The sequence below is a fragment of the Actinopolymorpha alba DSM 45243 genome (genome assembly GCF_000373925.1).
GTDB lineage: Bacteria > Actinomycetota > Actinomycetes > Propionibacteriales > Actinopolymorphaceae > Actinopolymorpha > Actinopolymorpha alba.
Map to the genome: position 1 here is coordinate 1 of NZ_KB892782.1, position 24,637 is coordinate 24,637.

The window sequence follows — 24,637 nt, forward strand, 5'->3', positions numbered from 1 at the left end:
CAGCTGAATGTGCCGTTCCCGACGCTGATGGAGTGGGCGAAGCGGCCAGCAGAGCTTGGCGGGTTCGGTCCGATCTTCACCGAAGTGGCGAGACGGCTACTCGCCAACCACCTCGACAACCCTGACGCGATGTTCGCGGTCGGGGTCACCCACCCGGTCACGGGCCAGTTGTTGAGCCTGCATCCGATGGCGCAACGTTTCCTACGCGGTCTCCCGGCGGAGCTGGTTCAGTCGCTGAACCAACGCTGCACCTGGATGCTATGCCGACGCCCAGCCATCAGCTGCGACCTCGACCACACGAAGCCATACTCCGAGGGCGGTGAGGCCTCCGTCGCGAACGTGGCACCACTATGCCGCCGCCACCACCGCGTCAAAACCGAGGGCGACTGGAAAGTCGAGCAAACCAGCCCAGGCCACCTCACCTACACCGACCCCCACAGCCGGCAATACAAGGTCACCCCACCACGCCTCACCGACCCCGTAGAACCCGCCGACCCCGATCCCCCGCCCTTCTAACCGACGTACATGGATTCGCACCACCTCACATCGGCAGGCGCGATAACCCTTATATGGAAGGGTTATCGAGCCTGCCCGTCTGCTTGATCGCCGACCCCATGCGGAGTACACCGATCCCGCTTGGCCACGGGATCCTTGGGTGGCCCGAGCCCGCGCCGATCCGAGGTCGGGTATTCAGCGCCTGGTCTCGTACCTGGTCAGGAGCACGCCGCCGGGAAACGTCCGGGTCTCCACCAGGTTCAGGTTCACCCAGTTGTCCAGGGCCGTGAAGAACGGCGTGCCGCCGCCCACCAGGACCGGGTGGGTGACGATCGCGTACTCGTCGATCAGCCCGGCCCGCATGGCCGCCGCGGCGAGGGTGGCGCCGGCGACGTCCATGGGACCGCCATCCTCACTCTTGAGCCGGGTGATCTCGGTGACAGCGTCGCCGGTGACCAGGCGGGCGTTCCAGTCGACCGCGCTGGTCGTGGAGGAGAACACCACCTTCGGCATGTCCCGCCAGCGGCGGGCGTACTCGATCTGAGCCGGTGTGGCGCCAGGCTGCTGGTCGGCGGTCGGCCAGTGGGAGCTCATCCCCTCCCACAGTTTGCGCCCGTACAGCGCCAGGCCCGTCGCCCCCACCCGGTCGGACCACCACTGGAACCACTCGTCGCTCGGCACGCTCCAGCCGAGGTCGTCGCCGGGCGCGGCGATGTAGCCGTCCAGGCTCAGGTTCATGCCAAAGGTCAGTTTCCGCGTCATCTCATCACTTCCTTGTCCCGGCGGCCTCCTCCGGCCACCTTCTCACCCCTGCTACGAACGCCTCGCTCCGGATCCGACAGGCTGCCGGCAGAAAATTCTCACGGGGCCTCCGCCCGGCAGCGGTCGCCGTCACGTGCTCGGCAAGTCAACGAAGGGCATGGCTGGCTGCTCTGCAGCCTCGACCGGGCGTACGGAAGGGGAACCCCAAAGATCCGTAGCCCGTGCGCGCGCGGGAAGCGACCGCGCCGTGACCAGCGGCGTCTCACATAGGTGGTACGCAACGACGCTCAGGCAGCGGGGCTATCCGGACGCCGTCGAGGCCAGGATCACGGCAACGCTCGTCCGCACAGGGACGGCGATCGCGGTGTACGTCGTTCATGTGGAAACCACGACCGAAGCCCTGGGGGCGATTCCCACCCCGAAACTCAAGCTCGTGGAGTGGTCCGATCGTCGTCCCCGTGAGGAGCTTCGTGACTGGCTGGGTGGGGAAGATCGTGATCGGAAATCGTCGATTCTGGGGAACTGCCTGATCGTCGACACCAGCTCCAGCAAGATTCCATCCGGCAGCGGCGCGGCCAGCCACCGCCGCGCATTCACCACCCGACGCAGGTCAGTATCGGCGCCAACATGCGAAGGTCGGTTCGACCTCGCCTCCAGCCCCATCGCCGCACCATTGATCATGAAGCCAAAAGGGGCCAATGCTCCCGAAGACCTTCATGATCACGATCATGATCATCGGAGGTGGCCCTCTATTGCCAGGCGGGGGAAGTAGGTGGCATTACCAAGCAGGTCGCGTGACGGGGAGCCGCATGCGCCCGCGGAGTTCCAGGACTGCCTGCTTGCGGAGGTAGGCCCCCTGTGCCATCCTGGGCGCGTTCTAATCCACTCGTATCGCGTCTATCCCGCGCGGTGCGATGGCAGTTGCCCGCAGCTGCCCACAGACCGATCGAAGGGTTTGTGGCATGCTGCGCTCCTTTTCTTTGGCGGTAATCCGCCGGCACACGTTGCACGTGTTGCTGCTCTGGCAGTGCGCACCACTGCCGCCATTGCTCTGCTTGGTTCTGGCCGTGGTAGCGGCCGGCGCGGGCACAGCCGCGATGGTGACGACCGGACGTCTGGTGGCGTCATTTCCGGCCGCGCTGGCTGGCGGGTTCGGGTCGCCCGCGGCGGATGTCGCCTGGAACTGGCTGATCACCACTGCCGCGTTGTTCGTCGCCGCCCCGGTCTCGGTGGCGGCGCTCGCCGCTGTGGGTCAAGCGGTGTCGGCACGGTATCTGCTGGCCGTACTCGACATGACCATAGAGGTGGGCACCCATCCCCACGGCGTGGCACATCTTGAGGAACCCCGTTCGGCGGGTGAACTCACCGCGGTGACCCGAGCCTCCGAGGACTGGCTCTTCATTGCAGGTGTCCATGCTGGTTGGACCTTGCTGTCGATCCGGCTCGGAGGTGTCGGCGCGTTCATCGTCCTGGCCGGCTGGTCGTGGTGGGTGGCTGCCACTTTGCTCGCCGGATGGCTGTTGCTGAGCAGGGCCTTTGGCCAATGGAGCAACACGATCTTCGACAACCTGCTCGAGGTGACGGGCAACGATCGGCGGCGCGCTGGTTACCTCCGATCGCTCCTGACCGAACTCCCATCGGCGAAAGAAGTACGCCTCTTCGACCTGACAGGATGGCTGATCGACCGGTACGTAGCCACGTGGCACAACGCCATGCGACCGGTCTGGGCGCACCGTACCCGTGGTCTCCGCACCACCCTCCTGGTGATGTTGGTTCCGTTGGCAGTCAACGTGATGGTTGTCCTTCTACTCGCTCGCGAAGCATGGACCGGCGTTATCGGGGCGGGTACGGTCGTGACGCTCGCGCAGGCGGTCCTGGCCATGAGCGCCTTCGGTCCACAGCAGGACCCGCAACTGTTCCTTGCCCACACCATGGCCGTGGTGTCGGAGCTCGCGCGACTTCGAAGCAAGCACTGGTTGACACCACTTCCCCGCACAGGTCCTTCACGCCAAAGCCCTCCACACAGAGCCTTCCCGAGTCAGGAACCTTCACCTGGACAGAATCCTGAGCACAACGTAGCTCCGAATCGGCAAGAGAACCGGGCGGCGTCGATCGCGCTCCACGACGTGAGTTTCACGTACCCGTCCGAGGATCGCCCCACTCTCAGCAAGCTGAGCCTGGAAATCCCGGCCGGCCAGTCAGTCGCGCTGATCGGCGTGAACGGCGTCGGCAAGTCGACGTTGATCAAACTTCTGTGCGGGCTCTATCGGCCGGATCAGGGCACCGTGCGGCTCGACGACGCGGACCCTGGCGTCGACGAGCGCACGCGGCAGCGGATAGCGGTGATCTTCCAGGACTTCGTCCGCTATCACCTGCCGCTGCGCGACAACGTTGCCATGGGCGCGGGGTCCGCAGCGGTCAGCGACCAGCGGCTTGTGGAGGAGGCGCTGAGGGACGCCGGCGGCCCCTCCGTGCTCGCCAGCCTCGAGCATGGTTGGGACACGGTGTTGTCGGCGGAGTACGACGGAGGCACCGACCTGTCCGGCGGCCAGTGGCAGCGGGTCGCGGGCATTCGCCGCACTTCGCTCGGGAGCAGGCGTTCTGGTGCTCGATGAACCGACGTCGGCGCTGGATGTCCGGGTCGAGGCAGCGGTGTTCGACAGGTTCCTGGAGGTTACTCGTGGCGCCACGACTCTCCTGGTGAGCCATCGGCTGTCCAGTGTGCGGCACGCGGAGAGGATCGTCGTTCTGGGCGCTGGCGTGGATGGCGGCGCGCAGGTGGTGGAGGACGGCAGCCACGACGACCTCCTGGCGCGGGGCGGCATGTACGCCGAGCTGTTCTCCTTGCAGGCTTCCCGATTCGCGCACGAGTCTCACCCCACGAAGTCGCTCCGCGATTCCACGGGGACTCCGATCGTCGAGGGGCTGTGACCGGCAATGGTTCGCTCTTTACGTGCGCTCTGGTTGGTGGTCGCAACGGCGGTACGAGTCAGTCCCTGGCAGTCCCTGATCTGCCTCGGTGAATCGGCGGGCAACGTCCTGCAGGTGCTGCAACCGGTGTTCCTCACCTGGATAATCACCGGTGCGATCAGCCGTGACGCGGTAGGGGTGACGGTGGCGGCAGCCGCATTCGTCATGTCGATCGCCGTCGAGCGGATCCTGCTTCTCGTCGGCGCCCATGCCCGGATAGGCCAACTCGAGCGAGTCGGCTATGCGTTCAGCACCCGCATCGCGGAGGTCAGGGCCCGCATCCCGACTCTCGACCACCTTGAGTCGCCTCGGTACCTCGACCAGCTGCAGACCCTTCGCGACCAGGAAGGATCGCTCGGCGTCGCGTTCAACACCCTCCTCAATGTCCTTGCCGACGTGACCCGGGTGGTCGCCGTGCTCGGGTTGGCGGCATCAGCCGACTGGCGCCTGATGCTGGTGGCCGCGGCAGGAGTCCCTTCGGTCCTCGCGGTGAAATGGCAGGTTCGTTGGGCGGCCGAAGCGGAGAAGGCGTCGGCCCAGCCGGGCCGTCTCTCCCAGCATCTGCTCAGCCTCGGGTTCGACGCGACGGCTGGCGCCGAGCTTCGGGTGTTCGGGTTGTCAGACGAGATCCGCACTCGACTGCGCGATGCGGCTCGCGGATGGCGATATCCCTTTGTCGTTCAGGCTCGCCGTCAGGCGGTCCTCGAGATCGTCAACAATGCCGTCTTCTTCGGAGCGGCCGGTAGCGTGCTCGCCTGGCTCACCCATGACGTGATCAGCGGCACCACCAGCGTGGGAACGCTCGTACTCTCCCTCATGCTCATCGGCCGCCTCAAGGCGGCCGCGGCCGACTTTCAGGAATCAACCCGTGGGGTGGCTGGTGTGATCCGCACCGCGGGCCGCTTCCTGTGGCTTCTCGACTACGCGCGGAAGGTTCAGAACGAGCACGCCGGCAGAGTTCCCGCCCCTGTCCACCTGTCCCGGGGCATCACACTGGAGAACCTGAGCTTCTCCTATCCGAACCGGGAGCGCGCCGCGATCGACAACATTTCCGTTCACCTTCGGCCCGGTCTCGTCGTGGCCGTGGTTGGAGAGAACGGCGCCGGGAAATCCACGCTCGCGAAACTCCTCACGGGCCTCTACCGACCCACCACCGGGAGGATCCTCGTCGACGGCATCGACCTCACTGATCTCGTTCTCGCCAGCTGGCGCAGCCGGATCGCGGGCGCCTTCCAGGACTACGCGACACTCGAGCTCACCGCCAGAGAAACCGTGGGGCTCGGGGATGTCGACCGCCTGTACGACGACGTACGCGTCCACGCGGCCGTCGAAACAGGCGCTGCCGAGCAGGTCATCCAGTCACTTCCGCAGGAGCTTGCCACCCAACTCGGCGCCACCTGGCCGGGAGGCGTCGGGCTCTCCGGAGGTCAATGGCAGCGTCTCGCGCTGGCCCGCGGCATGATGCGACATCAACCGCTGCTCCTGATCCTGGACGAACCAACCGCCGCGCTGGATGCCACCACCGAGCATGCGCTCTTCGAGCGTTACGCCGCGGCTGCGAGGGCCAACCGAAGAAATGGCGGCATCACGCTCCTCGTCACGCACCGATTCTCCACCGTCGCCGCCGCGGATCTCGTCGTCGTCCTGGAAAGCGGGCGCATCACCGAACAAGGAACTCACGCCGAACTCCTCGCAGCCAACGGCCATTACGCCGAGCTCTACAAACTCCAGGCGCGCGGCTACCGATGACCAGGCTCTCAGGCCGCGCCCGCGGTGTTGGCGTGGAGGAGTGCGAGCAGCTCGGCGCGGTGCAGGTCGGCGATGGGCGCCACCAGGTCGGGGTGGCGCAGGAGCGTCGCGGCGGACCAGTCGTGCTCGTCCGGCGCCATCAGGCGGCGGAAGTCCCGGTGCATTCCGGACATGTGTTCAGTACGCGCGCTCGCGGCGACCGCGGTCCGCGCCAGCTGATGATCGGAGAGCAGGCAGGCGGCCCAGCTGACGACGACCTCGTCCACCCAGGTACGCCAGGCATGCTCCTCGTCAAGCGGATCGTCATGATCTGTGCCAGCGATCCAGTCGAGCCGAGCAGAACCCCCAGGACCTGTCAAAGCGACCAGGCCGGCGTCAATCGCGGTCGGATACCGCAGCCACGCGGCAATCGTCACCGCTTGCCGGGCCTGTGTCTCGGCAAGCGCGGTGTTGAAGCCGTCACCTGGCGGGTAAGCGCGGATCAACCAGCGCGTGGCGGCCGCGATGACGGGATCCAACTCGGCGGCCATCAGCCTCTCGCTCTCGTACGACACAGCCAGGCGAAAGAGCCTGGCAAGCGAACCGATAATAAAAACCACACCGGCCGCAGGTTTATTCGGGCTCGCAAGTCGCACACCGCTCGGCGAACGAAAACTAAATTCCCGAAAGAATGCCAATATCAGCTCAAAGAAAGAAATCGCCAGCGGGCGAGAGGGCCGGCCGAACCAACTCAACACGGGTGGCGATCATGACGGTAATCGAGCTTCATAGCCCCGCGTTCAGCGATCACACGTTCATCCCTGGCCGGCACGGGCACGCGGGCGACAACATCTCCCCCGCGCTCGAATGGTCGAACGTTCCCGACGAGTCAGCCGAACTCCTCCTGCTGTGCGAAGATCCGGACGCGCCGGCGGGAACGTTCCTCCACTGGCTGGTGACCGGCATCGACCCGGGTTCCAGCGGCGCGCCCGAGGGCCGGCCGCCACGGGGTGGCCACGCCTGGCAGAACGCCTTCGGCGAGCTGGGATGGGGTGGCCCGGCGCCGCCGCCGGGGGATCGCGCACATCGGTACTTCTTCCGGCTGTACGCCCTGCCCGGCCCCGTGAGGCTCCCCAGGCACCCGAGCGCGGACGACATACACCGTGTCGCTGACAAGGTTGCCCTCGCCCGCGGCACCCTGGTCGGGCTCTTCCAGCGGTAGTCCGGCGGTTGTCCAGCGGACGCCGGAAACGCGTCCTCCGGGCTGGTGACCGGATCCGGTAGATGCCGGTACGTCCGAATGATGTGGACCCCGGGTTGGGGTTCGGCTACTCGGAGCGTTACTCTCGTCACTGCGGCGGTTCATTTTGAACGGTCGCGCGTTGCCGCCCCAGACCCCGGCAGCCTGACAAAGCACGTTGAGACATGGCTGCGATCCAGGGGGTCGGGTGTCGAGCGAGCTTCCATGGTCGCTTTGGCACCACCACCGACGCACGACGCCGACCAGGCGCATCGGTTGGCGTCGCGACGGCGAGCCCTCAGGCCCATCGGCGGCCATTCGACTTCGTTCACACAGCCGCGTTTCGTCGCGCTACCGCGCACCACCGTCACGCGTGACCGCATCCGTGCATTCCACGGCGGGATAGCGGCCAGGCGTTCACGGGACGAGCCGTCTTCGCACACGACCATTCGAGGTCGAGCGGTCGCAGGAGGGGGGTGACCGCTGGCCCCGATGACGTGTACGCGGATGTTCGCTCCGGCCTGGCCACTGAAGGGGGCGTCTCCGCCGGCCGGGCAGGGTGGCACAAGCGGATTCGGAGGCGGATCCGCTCGTGCCACCCGCCACGGTCTACGGCGGGCGCACCACCCGGACGGCACTGGTGGGCAGGGCCCGTTGGTCCGATGCCCAGAGAGCCGGCCCGGAGGAGTTCCCGTCACACGAAGCTGGCCCGAACGGGGGACGGGCCAGCTTCGTGGCCGCATTGACCAGGAACAGGCTTCACTCCCGAGGTGGGGGTGGGCCCAGACGGGCGAAGCCCGTGTGGGGCCGGAATTACCTCTGCCCACCGGAGAGGGAGCCGCGCACGCACGTCGGGAGGCGGTGCATGTCGTCCTTTCACCCGAGGGTGACGCGTCGTGATGGACGCATGCAATCGCCGGCCGAACTCGTGGCCACGCTGCGCGGGTGGATGACCGAGGCACCCGGGCACGACCGGGTGAGCGGTGGAAGCGCACATCTGGACCGGGTGCCGGTCCTCAGCCAGCCCGAGGCCATGGTTGTCGCCCGCCTCCTGGAACTCCTCGCCGAATCGTCCGACAACACTCCCGTCACCGATCTCGCCGCTGACCTGGCCGCCCGGCTCTACGCCCGGCTCGGAGTCTGACGGACGCCGCCCCGGCGGGTGGCTGCCGACTACCGTGGGTGCGGGTTGTGTGGTTCCGGCCCCGCTCGGGCTCCGCCCGTCCGGGCCCACCCCCACCGCAGGCCGGAGGTGGCGATGTTTGAACGTATGGCGATCGACTGCTGGCTCGCCGACATGGACGGCGTACTCATGCACGAGGGACATCCCGTGCCCGGAGCGCCGGAGTTCGTCGCGGCCCTACACGCGTCGCACAAACGGTTCCTCGTGCTGACGAACAACTCCATCTACACGCCGCGGGACCTGCGCGCCCGGCTGCTCGCCGCCGGCCTCGAACTCCCCGAGGAGGCGATCTGGACATCCGCGCTCGCGACGGCGAATTTCCTCGACACGCAGTCACCGGGCGGGAGCGCGTTCGTCATCGGCGAGGCGGGCCTCACCACCGCCCTGCACCAGATCGGGTACGTCCTCACCGACCGGAACCCCGACTTCGTGGTCCTCGGCGAGACCCGCACCTACAGCTTCTCGGCGATCACCACGGCGATCCGGCTGGTCGACAAGGGCTCGCGGTTCGTCGCGACGAACCCTGACACGGTGGGCCCCACCCCCGAGGGCCCGTTGCCGGCGTGCGGTGCGGTGGCCGCGCTCATCACGAAGGCGACGGGCGTCGAGCCGTACTTCATCGGCAAGCCCAATCCGCTGATGATGCGGAGTGCGCTCAACCGGGTGGAGGCGCACTCGGAGTCGACGGCGATGGTGGGCGACCGGATGGACACCGACATCGTCTCCGGCATCGAAGCCGGGCTCAGCACGGTGCTCGTCCTCAGCGGTGTCACCCGGCGCGAAGACATCCCGCGTTTCCCCTACCGCCCGTCACTGGTGGTCAACTCGATCGCCGACCTGGTGGACCAGGTCTGACGCTCAGGCCGGCTTCTGGTCGAACAGATGCCGGCGTACCCAACTGTGCATGGCGATCGCGGCGGCGGCACCGGCGTTGATCGACCTGGTGGAGCCGTACTGCGCGATGGAGAGTACGGCGTCGCAGGCGTTCCACGCGGCGTCCGACAACCCGGGTCCCTCCTGCCCGAAGAGTAGGACGCAGCTGCGCGGCAGGTCGTACGTCTCGAGCGGCACCGCACCGGGCAGGTTGTCGATCCCGAGGAGGGGCAGCCCTTGCTCGTGGGCCCACGCCGCGAGCGCCTCGAGGTCGGCGTGGTGGCGTACGTGCTGGTACCGATCCGTCACCATGGCGCCGCGGCGGTTCCAGCGCCGCCGGCCGACCACGTGGACCTCCTTGGCCAGGAACGCGTTGGCGGTACGCACGACCGAGCCGATGTTGAAGTCGTGCTGCCAGTTCTCGATGGCGACGTGGAAATCGTGCCGGCGGGTGTCGAGGTCAGCGACCACCGCGTCGCGGCGCCAGTAGCGGAACCTGTCGACGACGTTGCGCCGGTCCCCGTGCGCGAGAAGCTCAGGGTCGTAGTGGGGATCGCTCGGCCACGGACCATCCCACGGTCCCACCCCGACGGAGGCGCTCAGCCCGTCGGTCGGCTCATCGGGGACGGTCTCCCGAACGTCGTCAATGCGTTCCACCCGTCCATCTTCGATGCACCGCCTTCGGTGACCGTCAGCCGGGCAGCGGTCAGCTGCGTGAAGGCCCGAATGATCACGTAAACGTGGTCATTGCATGCCTTGCATGGCACCGACACCATGCGAGACGGGCGATGACCACGTTTACGTGATCATTCGGACCCAAGGTGTCGTTCCTTCGGACAAGGCTGCGGACGCCGACACCCGGGAGCAGGGACCTAGGACTCAGGAATCGCTCAGCGAGCACCGTTAGGCTCGCTGGGTGCCGCCGACGACGCTTGCGCTGATGCCCGACTGGCTCGATGCCCATAAAATCCTCGAAACCCTCGGGCCCTATGCCCTCATCGGGGTGCTCATCATCGTGTTCGCCGAGTGTGGGTTGTTGATCGGATTCTTCCTTCCCGGCGACTCCCTGCTCTTCACCGCCGGGCTTCTCGTCGCCAATGGGGCGATCAAGGCGCCCCTCTGGCTCGTCGCCCTGCTGATCGTGGTGGCCGCCTGCGCCGGCAACCTGCTCGGCTACGGCATCGGCTACCGCGCCGGACCCGCGATCTTCAGCCGACCCGACTCCAGGCTCTTCAAGCGGGAGTACGTCGAAAAGACCCACGGCTTCTTCGAGAAGTACGGCGCCCGGGCGATCGTCCTGGCGCGGTTCGTTCCAATCGTACGTACCTTCATCACGGTGATCGCGGGCGTTGGCCGGATGGACTTCCGCCGCTACGCGACCTATACGACGATTGGTGGGGTTCTGTGGGGCGCCGGGGTGACGGTGCTCGGCTACTTCCTCGGCCAGATCGAGGCCGTCCGCACCAACATCGAACTCATGCTGATCGTGATCGTGCTCGTGTCGGTCATCCCGATCGGGATCGAAGTCCTCCGGGCGCGGGTGAAGGCGCGAGCCGAGCACGCTCGGGCCGGTGACACCGAGGAGCCCCAGGCGAGGGTTCGGGAACGCGGCTGACCTCGATCGACGCCCGCGCCGCCCAGAGCGGCGGCCACCCCGCCGTAGAAGTTCTCACGTCAAGCCGGGCGTACGCCGATCCCCCTGGTCGTCGGACCGCTCGTGGTCGACCTCGGCGTCGCGCTGCGCCTCAGCACGGTCGGGTGTTGATGAGGCCTGCGTCGAACCCGGCGCCGGCGCGGCCAGGCCCGGTTGCGCGCCGTTAGACGCGGCGGCACCAAGATCGGTGAAGTCGGTCGCGGGTGTGGCCCGCACCTCCGCCTCCTCGACCTCGAAGCACTCCGCTGTGGCGAAGCGTGACCGCGACGCCACAATGCTGGAGGGGAACGCCTCGACCCGGGTGTTGTAGGCACGCACGTTGGCGTTGTAGAAGCGCCGCCCCGCCGCGATCCGGTCCTCCGTCTCGGCGAGCTGTTGCCGCAGACCGAGGAACTGCTGGTCAGAGGCAAGGCCAGGACAACTCTCCGCCACCGCGAACAGCTCCCGCAGCCCCTCTGACAGCGCGGACTCCTGCCGCGCCCGGCGCGCGAGGTCGTCGTCACCTTCCATTGCCGCGGTCCGCAGCTGGGCGACCTCGTCGAAGACCCCGCTCTCCGCTGAGGCGTGGGCCCGGACGGCCTGGGCCAGGCTCGGGACCAGCTCGTAGCGACGGTGCAGCTCGACGTCGACCTGCCGCCAGGACTCGCGCACGAGCTTGCGCTGGCTCACGAAGCGGTTGTGGGACACGACCCAGCCGGCCGCCAGTGCGATGGCGACGATGACGACGGCGACGATAATCCCGATCACGCGGAGCCCTTGCTGGTCGACGGCCTGGCAGGGGGGATATTAGTGCCTCAATCGGGCGAAGAAGCGAAACCACGGACCTTCCTCCGGGGCCCCGCGCGCCGCCCGACGTGTGCACCGCTATGCCCACGTTCAGCTGCCGACGGCGCGCCTCAGTGCGAGCCGAGGCCCAGGTCAGCCAGCCCGTACACGAACCGGTAAGGGAGCCCGGCCGCCTCGACGTTCTGGCGAGCGCCGGTGTCCCGGTCGGCGAGCACTGCCACCGCGACGACCTCGGCACCGGCCTCCCGGAGCGCCTCGACCGCGGTGAGGACCGACGCGCCGGTCGTGGAGGTGTCCTCGACCGCGAGCACCCGCCGCCCGGTCACGTCGGGCCCCTCGATCCGGCGCTGCAGCCCGTGCCGCTTCTCCTCCTTGCGTACGACGAACGCGTCCAGCTGGCGTCCCTCGGACACCGCGGCGTGCAGCATCGACGTCGCCAGCGGGTCGGCACCCAGTGTCAGACCACCTACGGCGTCGTACTCGAGATCTCTGGTGAGGTCGAGCATCTGCCGGCCGACGAGCGGCGCCGCGGCCCCGTCGAGCGTGATCCGGCGCAGGTCGATGTAGTAGTCGGCGGTCCGCCCGGAGGACAGCACCACCCGCTCGTGGATGATCGCCTTGGCCTTGATGTGGTCGAGTAGGCTGGCGCGTTCGGTCACGGTGTCACGATCGCTGGGCACGATGTCGAAGCTTAGAACGTGCTGGGCCAGACCGCGGTCAGCAGGCGTTGGTGCTGCGTACGACGGGGAACGGCCCGCCCGGCTGGAGCTGGTAGGGGACCCCCTCGAGCACCGGATGCACCATCTCCGGCGTCCGTGCGTTGCCGTCACCGTTGGCGTCGAAGAGCTGCTCGTAGTGCAGGTGGGCCACCCGGGTGCCGACCGCGCCGACCCGGCCGATCTCCTGCCCCTGGGCGATCTCCTGGCCCGGCCGGACCGTGATGTCGTCCATGTGGAGGTACAGCGTGTACCACCGGCCGCCGTGGTCGATCTTCACTCCACCCGGACTCACCAGCTGGCGGACGCGACCCGGCGCCGACGCCCTGACGACCGCACCGCCGGTCGTACCCCCGCTCCGGAACATGTCCAGCTTCATCTCGTCGGGGTTGTGCCCGCGGTAGGTGCTGATCCGCCAGCGCTGTCCGCAGGCGAAGGGGAGCTTGAAGTCGGGTCGCGGTCCGGGTTCGTCGACGCCGAAGCCTTCGAGGGGACCCAGGCGCGGAAGTCCGCTCCCCAACCAGCCCCAGGCGACCCAGCCCATGGCGCCGAGCGCGATGACGAGGGCGCCGGCGACCGCGACGAGCGCCACCCGCCGACCGACGCCTTGCCGACCGACGCCTTGCCGGTCCACGCCTCGCTGGTCCACGCCGTGCTGGTCCACGCCGTGCTGGTCCACGCCGTGCTGGTCCACGCGGTGCGCGTCGGGACGCCCACCAGGGTTGGCCGGTTGGTATCGGTCAGCGGAGGAGCCGGAACTATCCGGACGATCGGGATCCCACGCCACGAACTCCCCCTCGCACTCCGTACCGGCCCTCGCGTCGACAACGCCCGACCGGACCGCGGAGTGCCGGGCACTGCCGGACACGCCGGCGAGGCGGCGCTGCGCGGGCGCTTTGTGAAGTGGCTGGTCGGTGGTGTGAGCGGGGACCCGCTCACACCAGCTTCGTCTCACACTCTGGTCAATCCAAGGAGTTGTCTCACATGGTGTACGCCTGGCGGGTGCCTCACATGGCTAGCACCTGCTTTGCGCGGCGTCCATGCCATGTGAAGCAGGTACCAGCCATGCAAGGCGCCGCAGGGTGTACACAATGTGAGACAACCCGGCGCCAGAGCACCACGAACGACCCGCCAAGGTGCATGCAGAGACCTAGGACCGCCCCGGCCGCCGTGCGAAGACCTGAATGACCACGTAAACGTGATCATTCAGGCGCTGGCCTCCACCGGGAAAGCCTTGTCTTCGGGATACCGCGTCAGGGCGTACGCATCCGGACGCCCCGCGCGACCGCGAGGACGAGCGAGCGCGGGAAGTGCCGGGTCGCGGCGACCAGCGCCCGATAGCGCAACGTGGGCACCAGCACGGGCGAGCGCCGGCCGGCGTCGAGGTGCCGGAAGGTGGCGTCGACCACCTCGTTGGTACGCAGCCACATCCAGCTCGGCATGCCCTGCACCCTCAGTCCGGCCCGCTCGTGGAACTCCGTCCGCACGTACCCCGGACAAACCGCGAGCACCCGGATGCCGGTGCCGGCGAGATCTGACGTGATGCCCTCGCTGAAGGCGGTCACCCAGGCCTTGACCGCGCCATACGTGCCGTACGGCGCGAACCCCGCCACACTGGACACGTTCACGATGGTCCCGGACCGGCGTTCGAGCATGCCGGGCAGCGCGGCCTTGGTGAGCCGCAGCACCGCGCCCGCGAGGACATCCAGCAGGCGCTGCTCGTCGTCGACCGAGCTGGCACGGAAGCCGGCGCCCAGCCCGAACCCCGCGTTGTTGAGCAGCAGGTCGACGCCGGGGGTTCCGTCGGCCAGCCGCTCCTCGACGGCCCGGAGCTCCACCCGATCGGCGAGGTCCGCGGCCAGGACCTCGCAGCGCACGGCGTACCTACCGGTCAGCTCGTCGGCGAGCGCGGTCAGCCGGGCGACGTCGCGGGCGACGAGGACGAGGTCGAACCCGCGTCCGGCGAGCGCCTCCGCGTAGGCGCGCCCGAGCCCCGCGGTCGGCCCGGTGACGAGCGCGGTCGGCATCGACCGCTACACCCTCGACCGCTGGGCGCCGTCGAACCACTGGCGCGCCGCCGGCGTCCACAGCAGACCGGCCGCGACGATGCCGACGAGCACCGACGCGAGCGAGAGGATCGACAGCGTCTGCAGGCTGTACACGACGTTGGCCACCGCCAGGCCGGTGGCGGTCAGGCGGGCCCACCCCTTGCCGCGATCGTTCATGAGCGCCATGAATACCCAGATCGCGATCGCGATCAGGCCGAACACAAGGATGAGCGTCATCGCGTTGGTGGCGAACGACTCGACCGCCTCGGGCGTGGCCCGCTTGTCCTGCTGCTGCAGTGCCCGCCTGGCCCCGGCTCGCAGCTCGTCCCGGTACCAGAAGACGGACAGCGCCCCGACCGCCGACAAGGCGGCGCCGAAGTACATCAGCAGCACCGCGATCATGACCACCCGCGGCTTCTCGGTCGGCGACGGTGCGGCGTCCCCCTCGCCGCTCGGCCAGGTGGGCATGCCGCGCGAGGGCTTGTCCCCCTCACCGGGTGGCTTCCGCTCGCTCATGCCCGTCCTCGCTTCGCTGCGGGCGCGCATGAGGCACCCAAGGCGCTGTGCTTGATAATGAGCTCGCTTCGCTCGCTCATGCCCGTCCTCGCTTCGCTGCGGGCGCGCATGAGGCACCCAAGGCGCTGTGCTTGATGATGAGCTCGCTTCGCTCGCTCATGCCCGTCCTCGCTTCCTCGAACGTCTTACCCGCACGGTTGGTCACTGCGCGGGCGCTGGTCCGCCCCGACTTCATTCCTACGCCCAACGTCCGGGGTACGCCCGACATCCTTCGTACACCGAACTGCAACCCTGCCATCTTCGGTGGGCAGCCGGGGCGGCCAACCTCGGACGCGCCGGGAGCGGCCCCGCGTACCCCCCGAATCCACTCAGTGGCACCCGCCGCCCGGGACTTCCCCAGGTGCGCGGCGTCTAAGCTCGTTGCCCGTGACGCACCCTCGGATGGCGGCCCGCCTGCACGGGCTCGGGACGACGATCTTCGCGGAGATGTCGGCGCTCGCGGTGAGCACTGGTTCGATCAACCTCGGCCAGGGTTTCCCCGACACCGACGGGCCCGCCTCGATGCTGGAGGCCGCGATCGCCGCGATCCGGTCCGGTGAGCACAATCAGTACCCTCCCGGCATCGGGATCGGCGCCCTGCGGCACGCCGTCGCCAACCACCAGAGCAGGTTCTACGGCCTCGACGTCGACGCCGACTCCGAGGTTCTCGTCACCGCCGGCGCGACCGAGGCGATCGCGGCCGCGCTGCTCGCGCTCGTCGAGCCCGGCGACGAGGTGATCGCGCTGGAGCCCTATTACGACTCCTACGCCGCCTGCATCGCGATGGCCGGTGGGCGACGGGTGCCGATCACGCTGTGCGCGCCAGACTTCCGGCTCGACCTCGACGCCCTCCGCGCGGCCGTCACCAGCCGGACCAAGGTGCTGCTCATCAACACCCCGCACAACCCCACCGGCACGGTGTTGACGCGGGACGAGTTGGCCGCGGTCGCCGAACTCGCCTGCGAGCGGGACCTGCTGGTCATCACCGACGAGGTCTACGAACACCTGACGTACGACGGCGCGCCGCACCTCCCCCTCGCGACGTTCCCAGGGATGCGCGAGCGGACGGTCACGATCTCCAGTGCGGGCAAGACCTTCGCGGTCACCGGCTGGAAGATCGGCTGGGTCTGCGCCACGCCCGACCTGGTGGCGGCGGTCCGCACCGCCAAGCAGTTCCTGACGTACGTCTCCGGTGGGCCGTTCCAGCCGGCGGTCGCCGAGGCGCTCCGGCTGGGCGACGACTACTACCTGGGGCTGCGAGCGTCCCTGCTGGCCAAGCGCGACCTGCTCTGTGCGGGGCTCGCGTCCCTCGGTCTGGACGTGTTCGCACCCCAGGGGACCTACTTCGTGACGACGGACGTGCGGCCGCTGGGATACTCCGACGGGGTGGAGTTCTGCCGGATGCTGCCCGCCCGGTGCGGCGTGGTCGCGATTCCGCACGAGGTCTTCTACGACGACAAGACCGCCGGGCGGCCGCTCGTGCGCTGGGCGTTCTGTAAGCAGGACGAGGTGTTGTCGGAGGCGGTGGAGCGGCTCCGCGCCGGCCTGGCCCGGAGCTGATCAGCTACTCGGCGTCTGGCCCGTCCGCCGCGTACATCCGGTGGACGGCCTCGGCCGTCTCCCGCATGAGGTCGCGCAGCTCCGTGGGTTCGAGCACCTCGACCTCCGGGCCGAAGCGGAAGAACGCGAGCTTGGCGTGCCTGATCGACTCGACCGGAATCACCGCGCGCACCCAGCCGGCCTCGTCAGGCGGCCCGGCCGTCTCGCGGGCGGCCCGAGCCGCCACCGGACCGAGGTAGTAGGGGATCAGGTCCTGAGCGAACGGCGACAGCCGCACGACGGCCTCGGCGCGGTAGAGCCGCTCGCGGTAGCGCTCGGACCAGTCCTGCCAGTACGCCGCGAGGTCGAAGTCGAGGGCCCGGTCGAACCGCGCGTCGAGCGGGGTGAGCGTGCGGATCCGCGCGATGCGGTACGTCCGTACGTCCCCGTCGGGCCGAGACTCCTCGTCTGGCCGGGCGCTCCCCTCGTCTGGCCGGGCGCTCCCCTCGTCAGGCCGGCCGCTTCCCTCGTCAGGCCGGCCGCTTCCCTCGTCAGGCCGGCCGCTTCCCTCGTCAGGCCGGCCGCTTCCCTCGGGCCTGGTTGCTCTGGCCGCGACGTACCAGACCCCCGTCTTGAGGACCAGGCCGTACGGTTCGAGCGTCCGGGTGACCACCGTCTGGCCCCAGCGTTCGTACCGGATCCTGATCATCCGCTGGTTCCACACGGCGTCGGCGACGGCGGCGAGGTGCTCGGGTCGCTCCATCTCGCGAAACCACGACGGCGCGTCGAGGTGGAAGCGTTCCCTGATCCGGCCGGCCCTCGACCGGAGCTCAGGAGGCAGCGCCGCCATCAGCTTGAGCTCGGTCGCCGCCAGGACCGAACCCAGCCCGAGTTCGGCGGCGGCCTGCCCGGGCATGCCGGTGAGGAAGAGCGACTCCGCCTCGTCGCCGGTCAGCCCGGTGAGCCGGGTGCGGTAGCCGTCGAGGAGTTGGTAGCCGCCGGCAGGACCGCGGTCGGCGTACACGGGGACGCCCGCGGCGGACAGCGAGTCGATGTCGCGGTAGACGGTACGGACGGACACCTCCAGCTCCTCGGCCAGCTCAGGCGCCGTCATCCGACCCCGGGTCTGCAGGAGCAGGAGGAGCGACAGCAGTCGACTCGCGCGCACGCCAGTCCTCCTCCCGGTCGTCTCCCACGCGATGTAGAGGTCGCGCGACCTCTTCATTTCACCCCATTGAACCTGACAGGAGCTGACAGGTTCACCGGCCAGGCTGGGTCCCGGATCGGGCGGCGGGCGCACCAAGCCCCGGCGACCACACAGCGCAACCTGGCATTGACGAACGGAGATCAGCGATGACGGCCCAGGACGGCACCTTCACCCCCATCAGCTGGGACGAGAAGCTCCCCGAGGAACCAGGGGGAAGCCCGCGCATCAGCCACGCCCACACGACCAACAAGTTCGACGGCGTGATCGAAGGCACCACCACCGCCGACCACGTGATGTATTACTCCGGCCAGGGCGAGGGTTGGGGATCGGGCACGTACCACGGGTATGAGCAGATCACCGGGGAGGTCGGCGGTCGGTCCGGGAGCTTCGTCCTCGAGCACACCGGCGACTTCGGTGACAGCACTGTTCGGGCGACCTGGTCAGTCGTGGAGGGTTCGGGCACGGCCGAACTCACCGGCCTGCGCGGCAAGGGCGGCTTCGTCTCCAAGCACGGCGAAGCGTCCACGGCGTACACCTTCGAGTACGAGTTCGTCACCAACTGAGAGGAATGCCTTCGTGAGCGAACGCAGCGAGCGAACAATCCAACACAGCGCCTCGAGTGCCTCATGCGCGCCCGCAGCAAAGCGAGGGCGGGCATGAGCAACGCGCAACTCTACGACGCGAGCCGGGTTCGGATCGTCGCCCTTATCCGGGCCGGCGATCCCGGCGCCCCGGTCGCCGCGTGCCCCGGCTGGACCGCGAAGGACCTCATCAGCCATCTTGCCGGTGGGCTTGGCGACTTCCTGACCCGCAGGTTCGAGGTGGAGGAGGGCGACGACTTCGGCGAACGGACGGTCCGCGAGCGGCGCGATCAGTCCGTCGAAGACGCCCTCGCGGAGTGGCAGCGGCACCGCGCCACCGCCGACGAACTCCTCGCCTCTCCCATGGGCGGTGTCCTGGTGGCTGAGGTCGTGTCGCATGAGCACGACCTCCGGACGGCGTTGGGCCAGCCGGGCGCCCGCGACGAGCCAGGTGTACGCGCCGCGCTCGAGCGGCCGTTGCAGGAGGTCGACCGTAAGCGCCGGGAAGCCGGCGGGGCCGCTGTCCGCCTGGTGGTGGATGGCGCAACGGAGCAGGTCATCGGTGCGGGCGAGCCAGCCGCCACCCTGCGGGTCTCGGCGTTCGAACTCCTACGCACGATCAGCGGACGGCGTACGAAGGATCAGGTACGCGCGCTCGACTGGTCGGTGGACGACGCGACGCCTTACCTGCCGGCTTTGACGATGTTCGGCGAATTCCGGGACACGCCACTCGACGAGTAGGCAAGCCGACCTTGACAGCCGCACTCGCCGCACCTGACGGCGGCTGGTCGGTCTGAGACGGCGACCTCTGAGACGGAGACCTCTGAGACGGAGAATCTCCTCATGGTGCTCGACATCGGCCGCACCCAGGTCATGGCCTACCGCGCGGCGGCGCAGGGACTCGACCGGGCGACCGCGGATCCGGCGAAGCTCGGCGTCTTCGACCTCGGCGTCCAGGACACGACCTTCGGGACCGCGCGGCTGGCACTCGCCGCCCGGCTGCCGGAGCCGTTGCCGGGCGGTGAGGACCCGCTGGCGGACGAGGAGACGTTCGCCCTGCTCTGGTCGGTCCGCGGTGCGCCGCACGTGCACCGGCGGGCCGACCTTCCCGGCCTGGCGCGCGCTCTCTGGCCTCGCAGCGAGGCCGATGCGACGGCCCGCCTCGCCGCGGAGCGGAAGGCGCTGAAGGCGGCGGGCATTCCCGCGCTGGACGCGTTCACCGCCGCGGCGCAGGCGGTGCGGGCCGTCGTGACCAAGCCCCTCGGCAAGGGCGACGTGAGCGCCGCGGTGACGGCTCGGCTGCCTGACGCGTATGCGTACGACTGTCGGGGGTGCCGGGCGCGACACGTCTACGGCGGGCTCTTCCAGCTGGTCGGGCTGCCCGCGGGGGTACGCCACGAGCCGGACACCTCGCCGCCGATCCTCGCGCCTCTGGAGGGCCGGCCCCCGATTCCCACGTCCGCCAAGGGAGTCGGCGCGTTCATCCGCGCGTACCTCCGGCTGCACGGCCCGGCCACCCTCGCCGAAGCGGCCAGCTACCTCGGAACCTCCCAGGCGGCGCTCCGGCCGGAGTGGCCGGACGGGCTGGCCGAAGTGACGGTCGACGGGCGCCGTACCTGGCTTCCCGAAGACCAGCTCGACGCCCTGCGGGCCGCGCCCTCGCCGGCGTACGTGCGCCTGCTGCCGACCTACGACCCGTTCGTCCAGTCGCGTGACCGTGACCTGCTCGTCCCCGATCCGGCCCGGCAGAAGGAGTTATGGCGGATTCTCGGGAGTCCGGGTGCCCTGATCGTGAACGGCGAGATCGCCGGGACGTGGCGGGCACGCGCGGCGGGCAAGAAGCGGTTGACAGTCACGGTGCAGGCGTTCGGCTCCCTGCCGCGCGCGGTGCGGGCGGCGGTCGAGGACGAGGCCGCGCGGATGGCCCGGGTGCGCGGCATGGGCGAGGCCGCGGTGACGTACGCCGACACCTGATGGCCCTCAGTCGCAGGCCCCCAAATGATCACGTAAACGTGGTCATTTGGGGCCGTCCCGCAGCGCCGGGCGGCGATCCCCGCCCTGATGTCGATGACTCGCTCGCGCGACCTCTTATTCGCCCACTGCCCCGTCGGAGAGTTCGCGTACGACGTCGAGGTGGCCGGCGTGGCGGGCGTACTCCTGCAACACGTGGAACAGAATCCAGGCCAGCGTCGGGCGAGGGCCACGACCCTCCTGGAATCGTCCGCCGTAGCGTGCCGGGTCGGAGAGTCGTGCCGACCCGGCGATGGTGCGCGAAACGTCGGCCTGCTCCAGGAATGCGGCCACCAGCTCCCGCGGTGACTCGTCCGGCTCCACATGCCAACGTTCGATCGCGCCGTGATCGCCCCACGGGTCACTCACCTGCTCGGCGGCGAATCCCCACCGGAACCATCGGCGCTCGACATACGTGAGGTGCTTCAGCAGCTGCAACGGTGTCCATCCGGACGGCAACCGGCTCGTCCGCAGCTCCGCCTCGGACATGCCGTCCAGCTTGCGGAGAATGACGTCGCGGTAATAGTCGAGGTATGCAGCGAGCAGCTCGGCCGGGTCTGCCAGGTCGGCGGGGGGTTCGTCCAGAGGGGCGCTCATCTCGGTGAAGATAGCGGCGGCCGCCGACAGGGTGCCCTCACCACGCGACTGGTGCGGGCACCCTAGCGGCGGCCGCCGACAGGGTGCCCTCACCACGCGACTGGTGCGGGCACCCTGTCGGTCACGTTCGGCCTGACCCGAGCCTCGTGATCAGCCCAGGTTGTTGCCGGTGAGCCATTCCTTCGCGACCACGGCGGGATCCTTCTTGTCGACCTCGACCTCCTTGACAAGGCCGGCCAGCGTCGGGGTGTCGAGCTTCGCCGACACCGCGTCGAGGGCGCCCTTCACGGTCTCGGACGCCTTCGCCTTGCTGATCAGGGGTACGACGTTCTGGGCGGCGAAGAAGTTCTTCGGATCCTCGAGCACCACGAAGTCGTTCGCCTTGATCGCCGACTGCGTGGTGAAGAGGTTCGCCGCGTCCACCCGGCCACTCTTCAACGCGGCCACCGTGAGCGGTCCCGCCACGTCGAGCGGCTGGAACGACTTGAAGTTCAGGCCGTAGACCTGCTTGAGCCCAGGAACGCCGGACTGGCGGTTCTTCCACTCCGGCGGCCCACCGAGCACGAGGTCCTTCGCGACCGGGCCCAGGTCGGCGATCGTCGTGAGGTTGTACTTCTTGGCGGTTTCCTGGGTGACCACCACGGCGTCCTTGTCCTCCGCGTTGGACTTCTCCAGGACGGTCAGCGTGCCAGGCAGGGCCTTCTGCAGTGCGGCGTACACCTCGTCCGGCTTCACCGCCTTGGTCTTCTTGTCGAAGTACTGCAGGAGAACGCCGGTGTACTCGGGCGCGAGGTCGATCGAGCCGTCCTGCAGGCCCTTGATGTAGGTCTCCCGGCTGCCGATGTTGAGCTTCTTGTCGACCTTGACGCCCTTGGCGGAGAGCGCTCCGGCGTAGATCTCACCGAGAAGCACCGCTTCGGGGAAGTTCGCCGAGCCCACGATGATGGTGTCGCTCGCCGCCTTCGTCGCGGGTTCCTCGCCTGCCTTGGTGGTTTCGGTAGTCAGCGGATTGCCGCCACCCCCGCACGCCGTGAGCGCGAGCAGCCCCGCCGCCGCCAGGGCAGCGAGCATCGTCCTGATCGGTTTCATTGTCCGGATCTCTCCTGTTGGGGCGTTCGTCATTCGACCCGTCAACGTGCCGCGACGGGTTCGTCTTCCGGTTCGGTGCTGAATGTGGGCTTCGTTACCTCCGACGCGGTTGTGGCTCGCGCCCGTCGGGCGCCGCGTCCGGTGAGTCCGCGGGGCACGCTGAACCGCTGGACACCCGCGAGCAGCGCCTCCATGACCAGCGCCAGCAGCGCCACCAGGACGGCTCCGGCCAGCATCTGCGGGTAGTCCTGAACTGACTGGCCGTCCTGCAGAAGCCGGCCGAGCCCACCAAGGCCGACCCACGCGGCGAGCGTGGCCGTCGAGACGATCTGCAACATCGCGCTGCGCAGTCCGGAGAACACCAGCGGCAACGCGCACGGAGCCTCGACCTTGACCAGGACCTCACGCCCGGTCATGCCCATGCCGTACGCAGCGTCCCGGGCCGCCGGGTCGACGTTCTGTACTCCGGCGTACGTGCTGGTGAGGATCGGCGGAACGGCAAGGATCACCAGCACGAGGAGTGCCGGCAGGAACTGCCCGAGGGTGTTGGGAAGCGCGTCGAGGAGTACGAGCGTGACCAGGAAGAGCAGGCCGAGGCTCGGAAGGGCACGCAGGGCGTTCGCGAACCCGGCCACCATGAAGGTGCCCTTACCGGTGTGGCCGACGTACAGACCAAGCGCGATGCCGATCGCGGCGGCGATGACCAGCGCGAGGACGGAGTAGCCGAGGTGTTCGAGCAGGCGGTTGGGGATGCCGTCCTGGCCCGTCCAGTGCACCGGGTCGGTGAACCATTGAAGGAACTCGCCGATCATGTGGCGCCCCTCTCCCGCTGCCACGGCGTGAGTGCTCTGGTGCCGAGGAGGATGAGTCCGTCGAGCAACAGGGCGAGTACGACGCACAGCACGATGCCGGTGATCAGCGGCGCAAGGTAGGCGCGGTTGAGACCGTCGACGAACAGCGCCCCAAGCTGTGGAACGCCGAGCAGCGCCGACACGGTCACCAGGCTGACGTTGGAGACGGCGGCGACCCGCAGGCCGGCACCGATGACCGGCACCGCGACGGGCAGCTCGACCCGGAGGAACCGCGGGAGCGGGCGGTAGCCCATCGCCAGGGCCGCCTGGCGTACGTCGTCGGGCACCGCGCCCAGCCCGTCAGCCACCGTCCTGACCAGCAGGGCGAGGGTGTAGATGGTGAGCGCGACGACGACGTTGACGGGCGAGAGGATCTGGGTGCCGAGGATCACCGGCAGCGCGACGAACAACGCGAGCGACGGGATGGTGTAGGCGAGCCCCGTCACGCCGAGCATCGGCGCGTAGAGCCGGCGATAGCGGCGGGCCAACCACCCCAACGGGATCGCCACCGCGAGCCCGAGCAGCAGCGGCACGACCGACAGCCACAGATGCTGGAGGAAGAGGACGACGACCTCGAGCCAGTCCATCAGTGGCGAGCCTCCGCCTCGGCGGCGGCGTTCTCGATCTGGACGAGCACCTGCGCTGGCCGGACGGTGCCGAGCAGCGCGCCGATGTCGTCGACGATCACGCCTCGTCCCGTCGGGGAGGACAGCGCCGCGTCGAGGGCGCCGCGCAGGGAGCCGGTCGCGCTCGCGACGGTGCCGCCGCGGTGCAGGACGGTCGGGGTCACCTCGTCCTCGCCGGTCAGGCGGGAGACATCCAGCCAGCCCTGGGGACGGCGGGCGTCGTCGAGCACCAGCACCCACCCCTCCACGGACGTACGCCTGGCCACCTCCGCGTCGGCACCGACCTCCACCGTCGGCTCCTTCTCCAGCGGCAGCCCGTCAGCCGGTGTGAACGACAACGCACGGTAACCACGGTCCTTGCCCACGAATCCCGCCACGAAGTCGTCGGCCGGGTCGGCCAGGAGGTCTGGCGGGGTGGCCACCTGGGCAAGATGCCCGCCGGCCTGGAAGACCGCCACCTGGTCGCCAAGCTTGATCGCCTCGTCGATGTCGTGGGTGACGAACACGATGGTCTTGCCGAGGTCCTGCTGAAGCCGGAGGAACTCGTCCTGCAGGCTTTCGCGAACCACCGGGTCAACCGCGCTGAATGGCTCATCCATCAGCATGATCGGCGGGTCGGCCCCGAGCGCCCGGGCGACTCCGACCCGCTGCTGCTGCCCGCCCGAGAGCTGGGAGGGGTAGCGGTCGGAGAGCTCGGGAGGGAGCCCGACGAGCTCGAGGAGTTCCATCGCCCGCTGCCGGGCCTTCTTGCGCCGCCAGCCCAGGAGGATCGGGACGGTCGCGACGTTGTCGACGACAGTGCGGTGCGGGAACAGTCCCGCGTGCTGGATGACGTAGCCGATGCCGCGACGGAGCGTGGCCGGGTCACTCGTGTTCGTGTCCGTGCCGTCGATGAGGATCCGCCCGCCGGTCGGCTCGACCATGCGGTTGATCATCCGGAGAGATGTGGTCTTGCCACAGCCGGACGGTCCCACCAGCACCGTGATCTTGCCGGAAGGGACATGCAGATCCACCGAGTCCACCGCGACGGTGCCGTCGGGGTAACGCTTGGTGACCGCATCGAACTCGATCACGTCGGACCTCCTCGGTCCTCGGGGCACGGCACGACCCGAACCCCCCGACGGGCG

Annotated in this window: 27 protein-coding genes; 13 read left to right on the forward strand and 14 right to left on the reverse strand. The window is 68.8% G+C overall.

Going from position 1 to position 24,637, the window contains the following annotated elements; translation table 11 throughout:
* Positions 1-516, forward strand: a 516-nt coding sequence (locus B141_RS0128025; RefSeq protein WP_020578509.1) for an HNH endonuclease, incomplete at its 5' end; no start/stop codon positions are given.
* 174 nt (positions 517-690) lie between these two features.
* On the opposite strand, the gene B141_RS0128030 is transcribed toward B141_RS0128025, so the two are convergent.
* The gene (locus B141_RS0128030) at positions 691-1,257 is read right to left on the reverse strand and encodes a dihydrofolate reductase family protein (protein ID WP_020578510.1); all 567 of its coding nucleotides are present in this window, start codon (positions 1,255-1,257) and stop codon (positions 691-693) included.
* 247 nt (positions 1,258-1,504) lie between these two features.
* Between B141_RS0128030 and B141_RS49765 the strand changes: the two genes are divergently transcribed.
* The 4 genes from B141_RS49765 (at position 1,505) to B141_RS43225 (ending at position 5,976) form a co-directional block, all read left to right on the forward strand.
* Positions 1,505-2,029 (forward strand): hypothetical protein, encoded by a 525-nt coding sequence (locus B141_RS49765; RefSeq protein ID WP_157181357.1) that lies wholly within the window; start codon positions 1,505-1,507, stop codon positions 2,027-2,029.
* Between the two features lie 190 nt (positions 2,030-2,219).
* Positions 2,220-3,872 carry an ATP-binding cassette domain-containing protein gene (locus B141_RS43220; protein ID WP_051114197.1) on the forward strand — a complete coding sequence of 551 codons (1,653 nt, stop codon included), beginning with the start codon at positions 2,220-2,222 and terminating at the stop codon, positions 3,870-3,872.
* Positions 3,862-4,188, forward strand: coding sequence for a hypothetical protein (locus B141_RS51780; RefSeq protein WP_051114198.1), 327 nt, complete (start codon positions 3,862-3,864; stop codon positions 4,186-4,188). The genes B141_RS43220 and B141_RS51780 overlap by 11 nt, the downstream gene beginning before the upstream one ends.
* A gap of 36 nt (positions 4,189-4,224) precedes the next feature.
* The gene (locus B141_RS43225) at positions 4,225-5,976 is read left to right on the forward strand and encodes an ABC transporter ATP-binding protein (RefSeq protein ID WP_020578511.1); all 1,752 of its coding nucleotides are present in this window, start codon (positions 4,225-4,227) and stop codon (positions 5,974-5,976) included.
* 8 nt (positions 5,977-5,984) lie between these two features.
* Here B141_RS43225 and B141_RS0128045 read toward each other — a convergent pair whose 3' ends face one another.
* The gene (locus B141_RS0128045; RefSeq protein ID WP_020578512.1) at positions 5,985-6,506 is read right to left on the reverse strand and encodes a hypothetical protein; all 522 of its coding nucleotides are present in this window, start codon (positions 6,504-6,506) and stop codon (positions 5,985-5,987) included.
* Positions 6,507-6,724: 218 nt separating this feature from the next.
* Here B141_RS0128045 and B141_RS0128050 point away from each other — a divergent pair, with 218 nt between their 5' ends.
* The 3 genes from B141_RS0128050 to B141_RS0128060 all read left to right on the forward strand — a co-directional run bounded on the left by B141_RS0128050 (position 6,725) and on the right by B141_RS0128060 (position 9,233).
* Entirely contained in the window at positions 6,725-7,177 is a 453-nt protein-coding gene (locus tag B141_RS0128050; protein ID WP_026257636.1) for a YbhB/YbcL family Raf kinase inhibitor-like protein, read from the forward strand.
* Between the two features lie 925 nt (positions 7,178-8,102).
* Positions 8,103-8,339, forward strand: a complete 237-nt coding sequence (locus B141_RS0128055) for a hypothetical protein (RefSeq protein ID WP_020578514.1) — start codon at positions 8,103-8,105, stop codon at positions 8,337-8,339.
* Between the two features lie 114 nt (positions 8,340-8,453).
* Positions 8,454-9,233: an HAD-IIA family hydrolase gene (locus tag B141_RS0128060; RefSeq protein ID WP_026257637.1), complete on the forward strand. Its 780-nt coding sequence runs from the start codon at positions 8,454-8,456 to the stop codon at positions 9,231-9,233.
* Positions 9,234-9,236: 3 nt separating this feature from the next.
* Here the strand turns inward: B141_RS0128060 and B141_RS0128065 are convergent, their stop codons facing one another.
* On the reverse strand, positions 9,237-9,899 hold the full coding sequence (locus tag B141_RS0128065) for a TrmH family RNA methyltransferase (RefSeq protein WP_040422549.1): 663 nt from the start codon (positions 9,897-9,899) through the stop codon (positions 9,237-9,239).
* Between the two features lie 268 nt (positions 9,900-10,167).
* Between B141_RS0128065 and B141_RS0128070 the strand changes: the two genes are divergently transcribed.
* A complete protein-coding gene (locus B141_RS0128070; protein ID WP_020578517.1) occupies positions 10,168-10,866 on the forward strand; it encodes a DedA family protein in 699 nt (232 codons plus the stop codon).
* 54 nt (positions 10,867-10,920) lie between these two features.
* On the opposite strand, the gene B141_RS0128075 is transcribed toward B141_RS0128070, so the two are convergent.
* The 5 genes from B141_RS0128075 to B141_RS0128095 all read right to left on the reverse strand — a co-directional run bounded on the left by B141_RS0128075 (position 10,921) and on the right by B141_RS0128095 (position 14,971).
* Entirely contained in the window at positions 10,921-11,652 is a 732-nt protein-coding gene (locus B141_RS0128075) for a LemA family protein (protein WP_020578518.1), read from the reverse strand.
* Between the two features lie 149 nt (positions 11,653-11,801).
* On the reverse strand, positions 11,802-12,350 hold the full coding sequence (gene pyrE, locus B141_RS0128080) for an orotate phosphoribosyltransferase (RefSeq protein ID WP_020578519.1): 549 nt from the start codon (positions 12,348-12,350) through the stop codon (positions 11,802-11,804).
* 58 nt (positions 12,351-12,408) lie between these two features.
* A complete protein-coding gene (locus tag B141_RS50915; protein ID WP_202805951.1) occupies positions 12,409-13,275 on the reverse strand; it encodes a M23 family metallopeptidase in 867 nt (288 codons plus the stop codon).
* A gap of 385 nt (positions 13,276-13,660) precedes the next feature.
* Positions 13,661-14,434, reverse strand: a complete 774-nt coding sequence (locus tag B141_RS0128090; protein WP_020578521.1) for an SDR family NAD(P)-dependent oxidoreductase — start codon at positions 14,432-14,434, stop codon at positions 13,661-13,663.
* Between the two features lie 6 nt (positions 14,435-14,440).
* Positions 14,441-14,971: a hypothetical protein gene (locus tag B141_RS0128095; RefSeq protein ID WP_020578522.1), complete on the reverse strand. Its 531-nt coding sequence runs from the start codon at positions 14,969-14,971 to the stop codon at positions 14,441-14,443.
* A gap of 441 nt (positions 14,972-15,412) precedes the next feature.
* Here B141_RS0128095 and B141_RS0128100 point away from each other — a divergent pair, with 441 nt between their 5' ends.
* Entirely contained in the window at positions 15,413-16,570 is a 1,158-nt protein-coding gene (locus B141_RS0128100; RefSeq protein ID WP_020578523.1) for a pyridoxal phosphate-dependent aminotransferase, read from the forward strand.
* A 4-nt stretch (positions 16,571-16,574) separates the two neighbouring features.
* On the opposite strand, the gene B141_RS0128105 is transcribed toward B141_RS0128100, so the two are convergent.
* Positions 16,575-17,717, reverse strand: coding sequence for an HTH domain-containing protein (locus B141_RS0128105; RefSeq protein ID WP_020578524.1), 1,143 nt, complete (start codon positions 17,715-17,717; stop codon positions 16,575-16,577).
* Between the two features lie 185 nt (positions 17,718-17,902).
* Between B141_RS0128105 and B141_RS0128110 the strand changes: the two genes are divergently transcribed.
* The 3 genes from B141_RS0128110 (at position 17,903) to B141_RS0128120 (ending at position 20,311) form a co-directional block, all read left to right on the forward strand.
* On the forward strand, positions 17,903-18,319 hold the full coding sequence (locus tag B141_RS0128110) for a DUF3224 domain-containing protein (RefSeq protein ID WP_020578525.1): 417 nt from the start codon (positions 17,903-17,905) through the stop codon (positions 18,317-18,319).
* A gap of 93 nt (positions 18,320-18,412) precedes the next feature.
* Complete coding sequence (locus tag B141_RS0128115; RefSeq protein ID WP_020578526.1) at positions 18,413-19,078, forward strand: maleylpyruvate isomerase family mycothiol-dependent enzyme; 666 nt, start codon at positions 18,413-18,415, stop codon at positions 19,076-19,078.
* A 102-nt stretch (positions 19,079-19,180) separates the two neighbouring features.
* Positions 19,181-20,311 (forward strand): winged helix DNA-binding domain-containing protein, encoded by a 1,131-nt coding sequence (locus tag B141_RS0128120; protein ID WP_020578527.1) that lies wholly within the window; start codon positions 19,181-19,183, stop codon positions 20,309-20,311.
* Between the two features lie 114 nt (positions 20,312-20,425).
* On the opposite strand, the gene B141_RS0128125 is transcribed toward B141_RS0128120, so the two are convergent.
* From B141_RS0128125 to B141_RS0128145, 5 genes are all read right to left on the reverse strand, one after another.
* The gene (locus B141_RS0128125) at positions 20,426-20,944 is read right to left on the reverse strand and encodes a DinB family protein (RefSeq protein ID WP_020578528.1); all 519 of its coding nucleotides are present in this window, start codon (positions 20,942-20,944) and stop codon (positions 20,426-20,428) included.
* 150 nt (positions 20,945-21,094) lie between these two features.
* A complete protein-coding gene (locus B141_RS0128130) occupies positions 21,095-22,033 on the reverse strand; it encodes an ABC transporter substrate-binding protein (RefSeq protein WP_020578529.1) in 939 nt (312 codons plus the stop codon).
* A gap of 41 nt (positions 22,034-22,074) precedes the next feature.
* On the reverse strand, positions 22,075-22,845 hold the full coding sequence (locus tag B141_RS0128135; protein ID WP_020578530.1) for an ABC transporter permease: 771 nt from the start codon (positions 22,843-22,845) through the stop codon (positions 22,075-22,077).
* On the reverse strand, positions 22,842-23,471 hold the full coding sequence (locus B141_RS0128140) for an ABC transporter permease (protein WP_020578531.1): 630 nt from the start codon (positions 23,469-23,471) through the stop codon (positions 22,842-22,844). Before B141_RS0128140 ends, B141_RS0128135 begins: the two co-directional genes overlap by 4 nt.
* On the reverse strand, positions 23,471-24,583 hold the full coding sequence (locus B141_RS0128145) for an ABC transporter ATP-binding protein (protein ID WP_020578532.1): 1,113 nt from the start codon (positions 24,581-24,583) through the stop codon (positions 23,471-23,473). The genes B141_RS0128140 and B141_RS0128145 overlap by 1 nt, the downstream gene beginning before the upstream one ends.
* Positions 24,584-24,637: the final 54 nt, after the last annotated feature.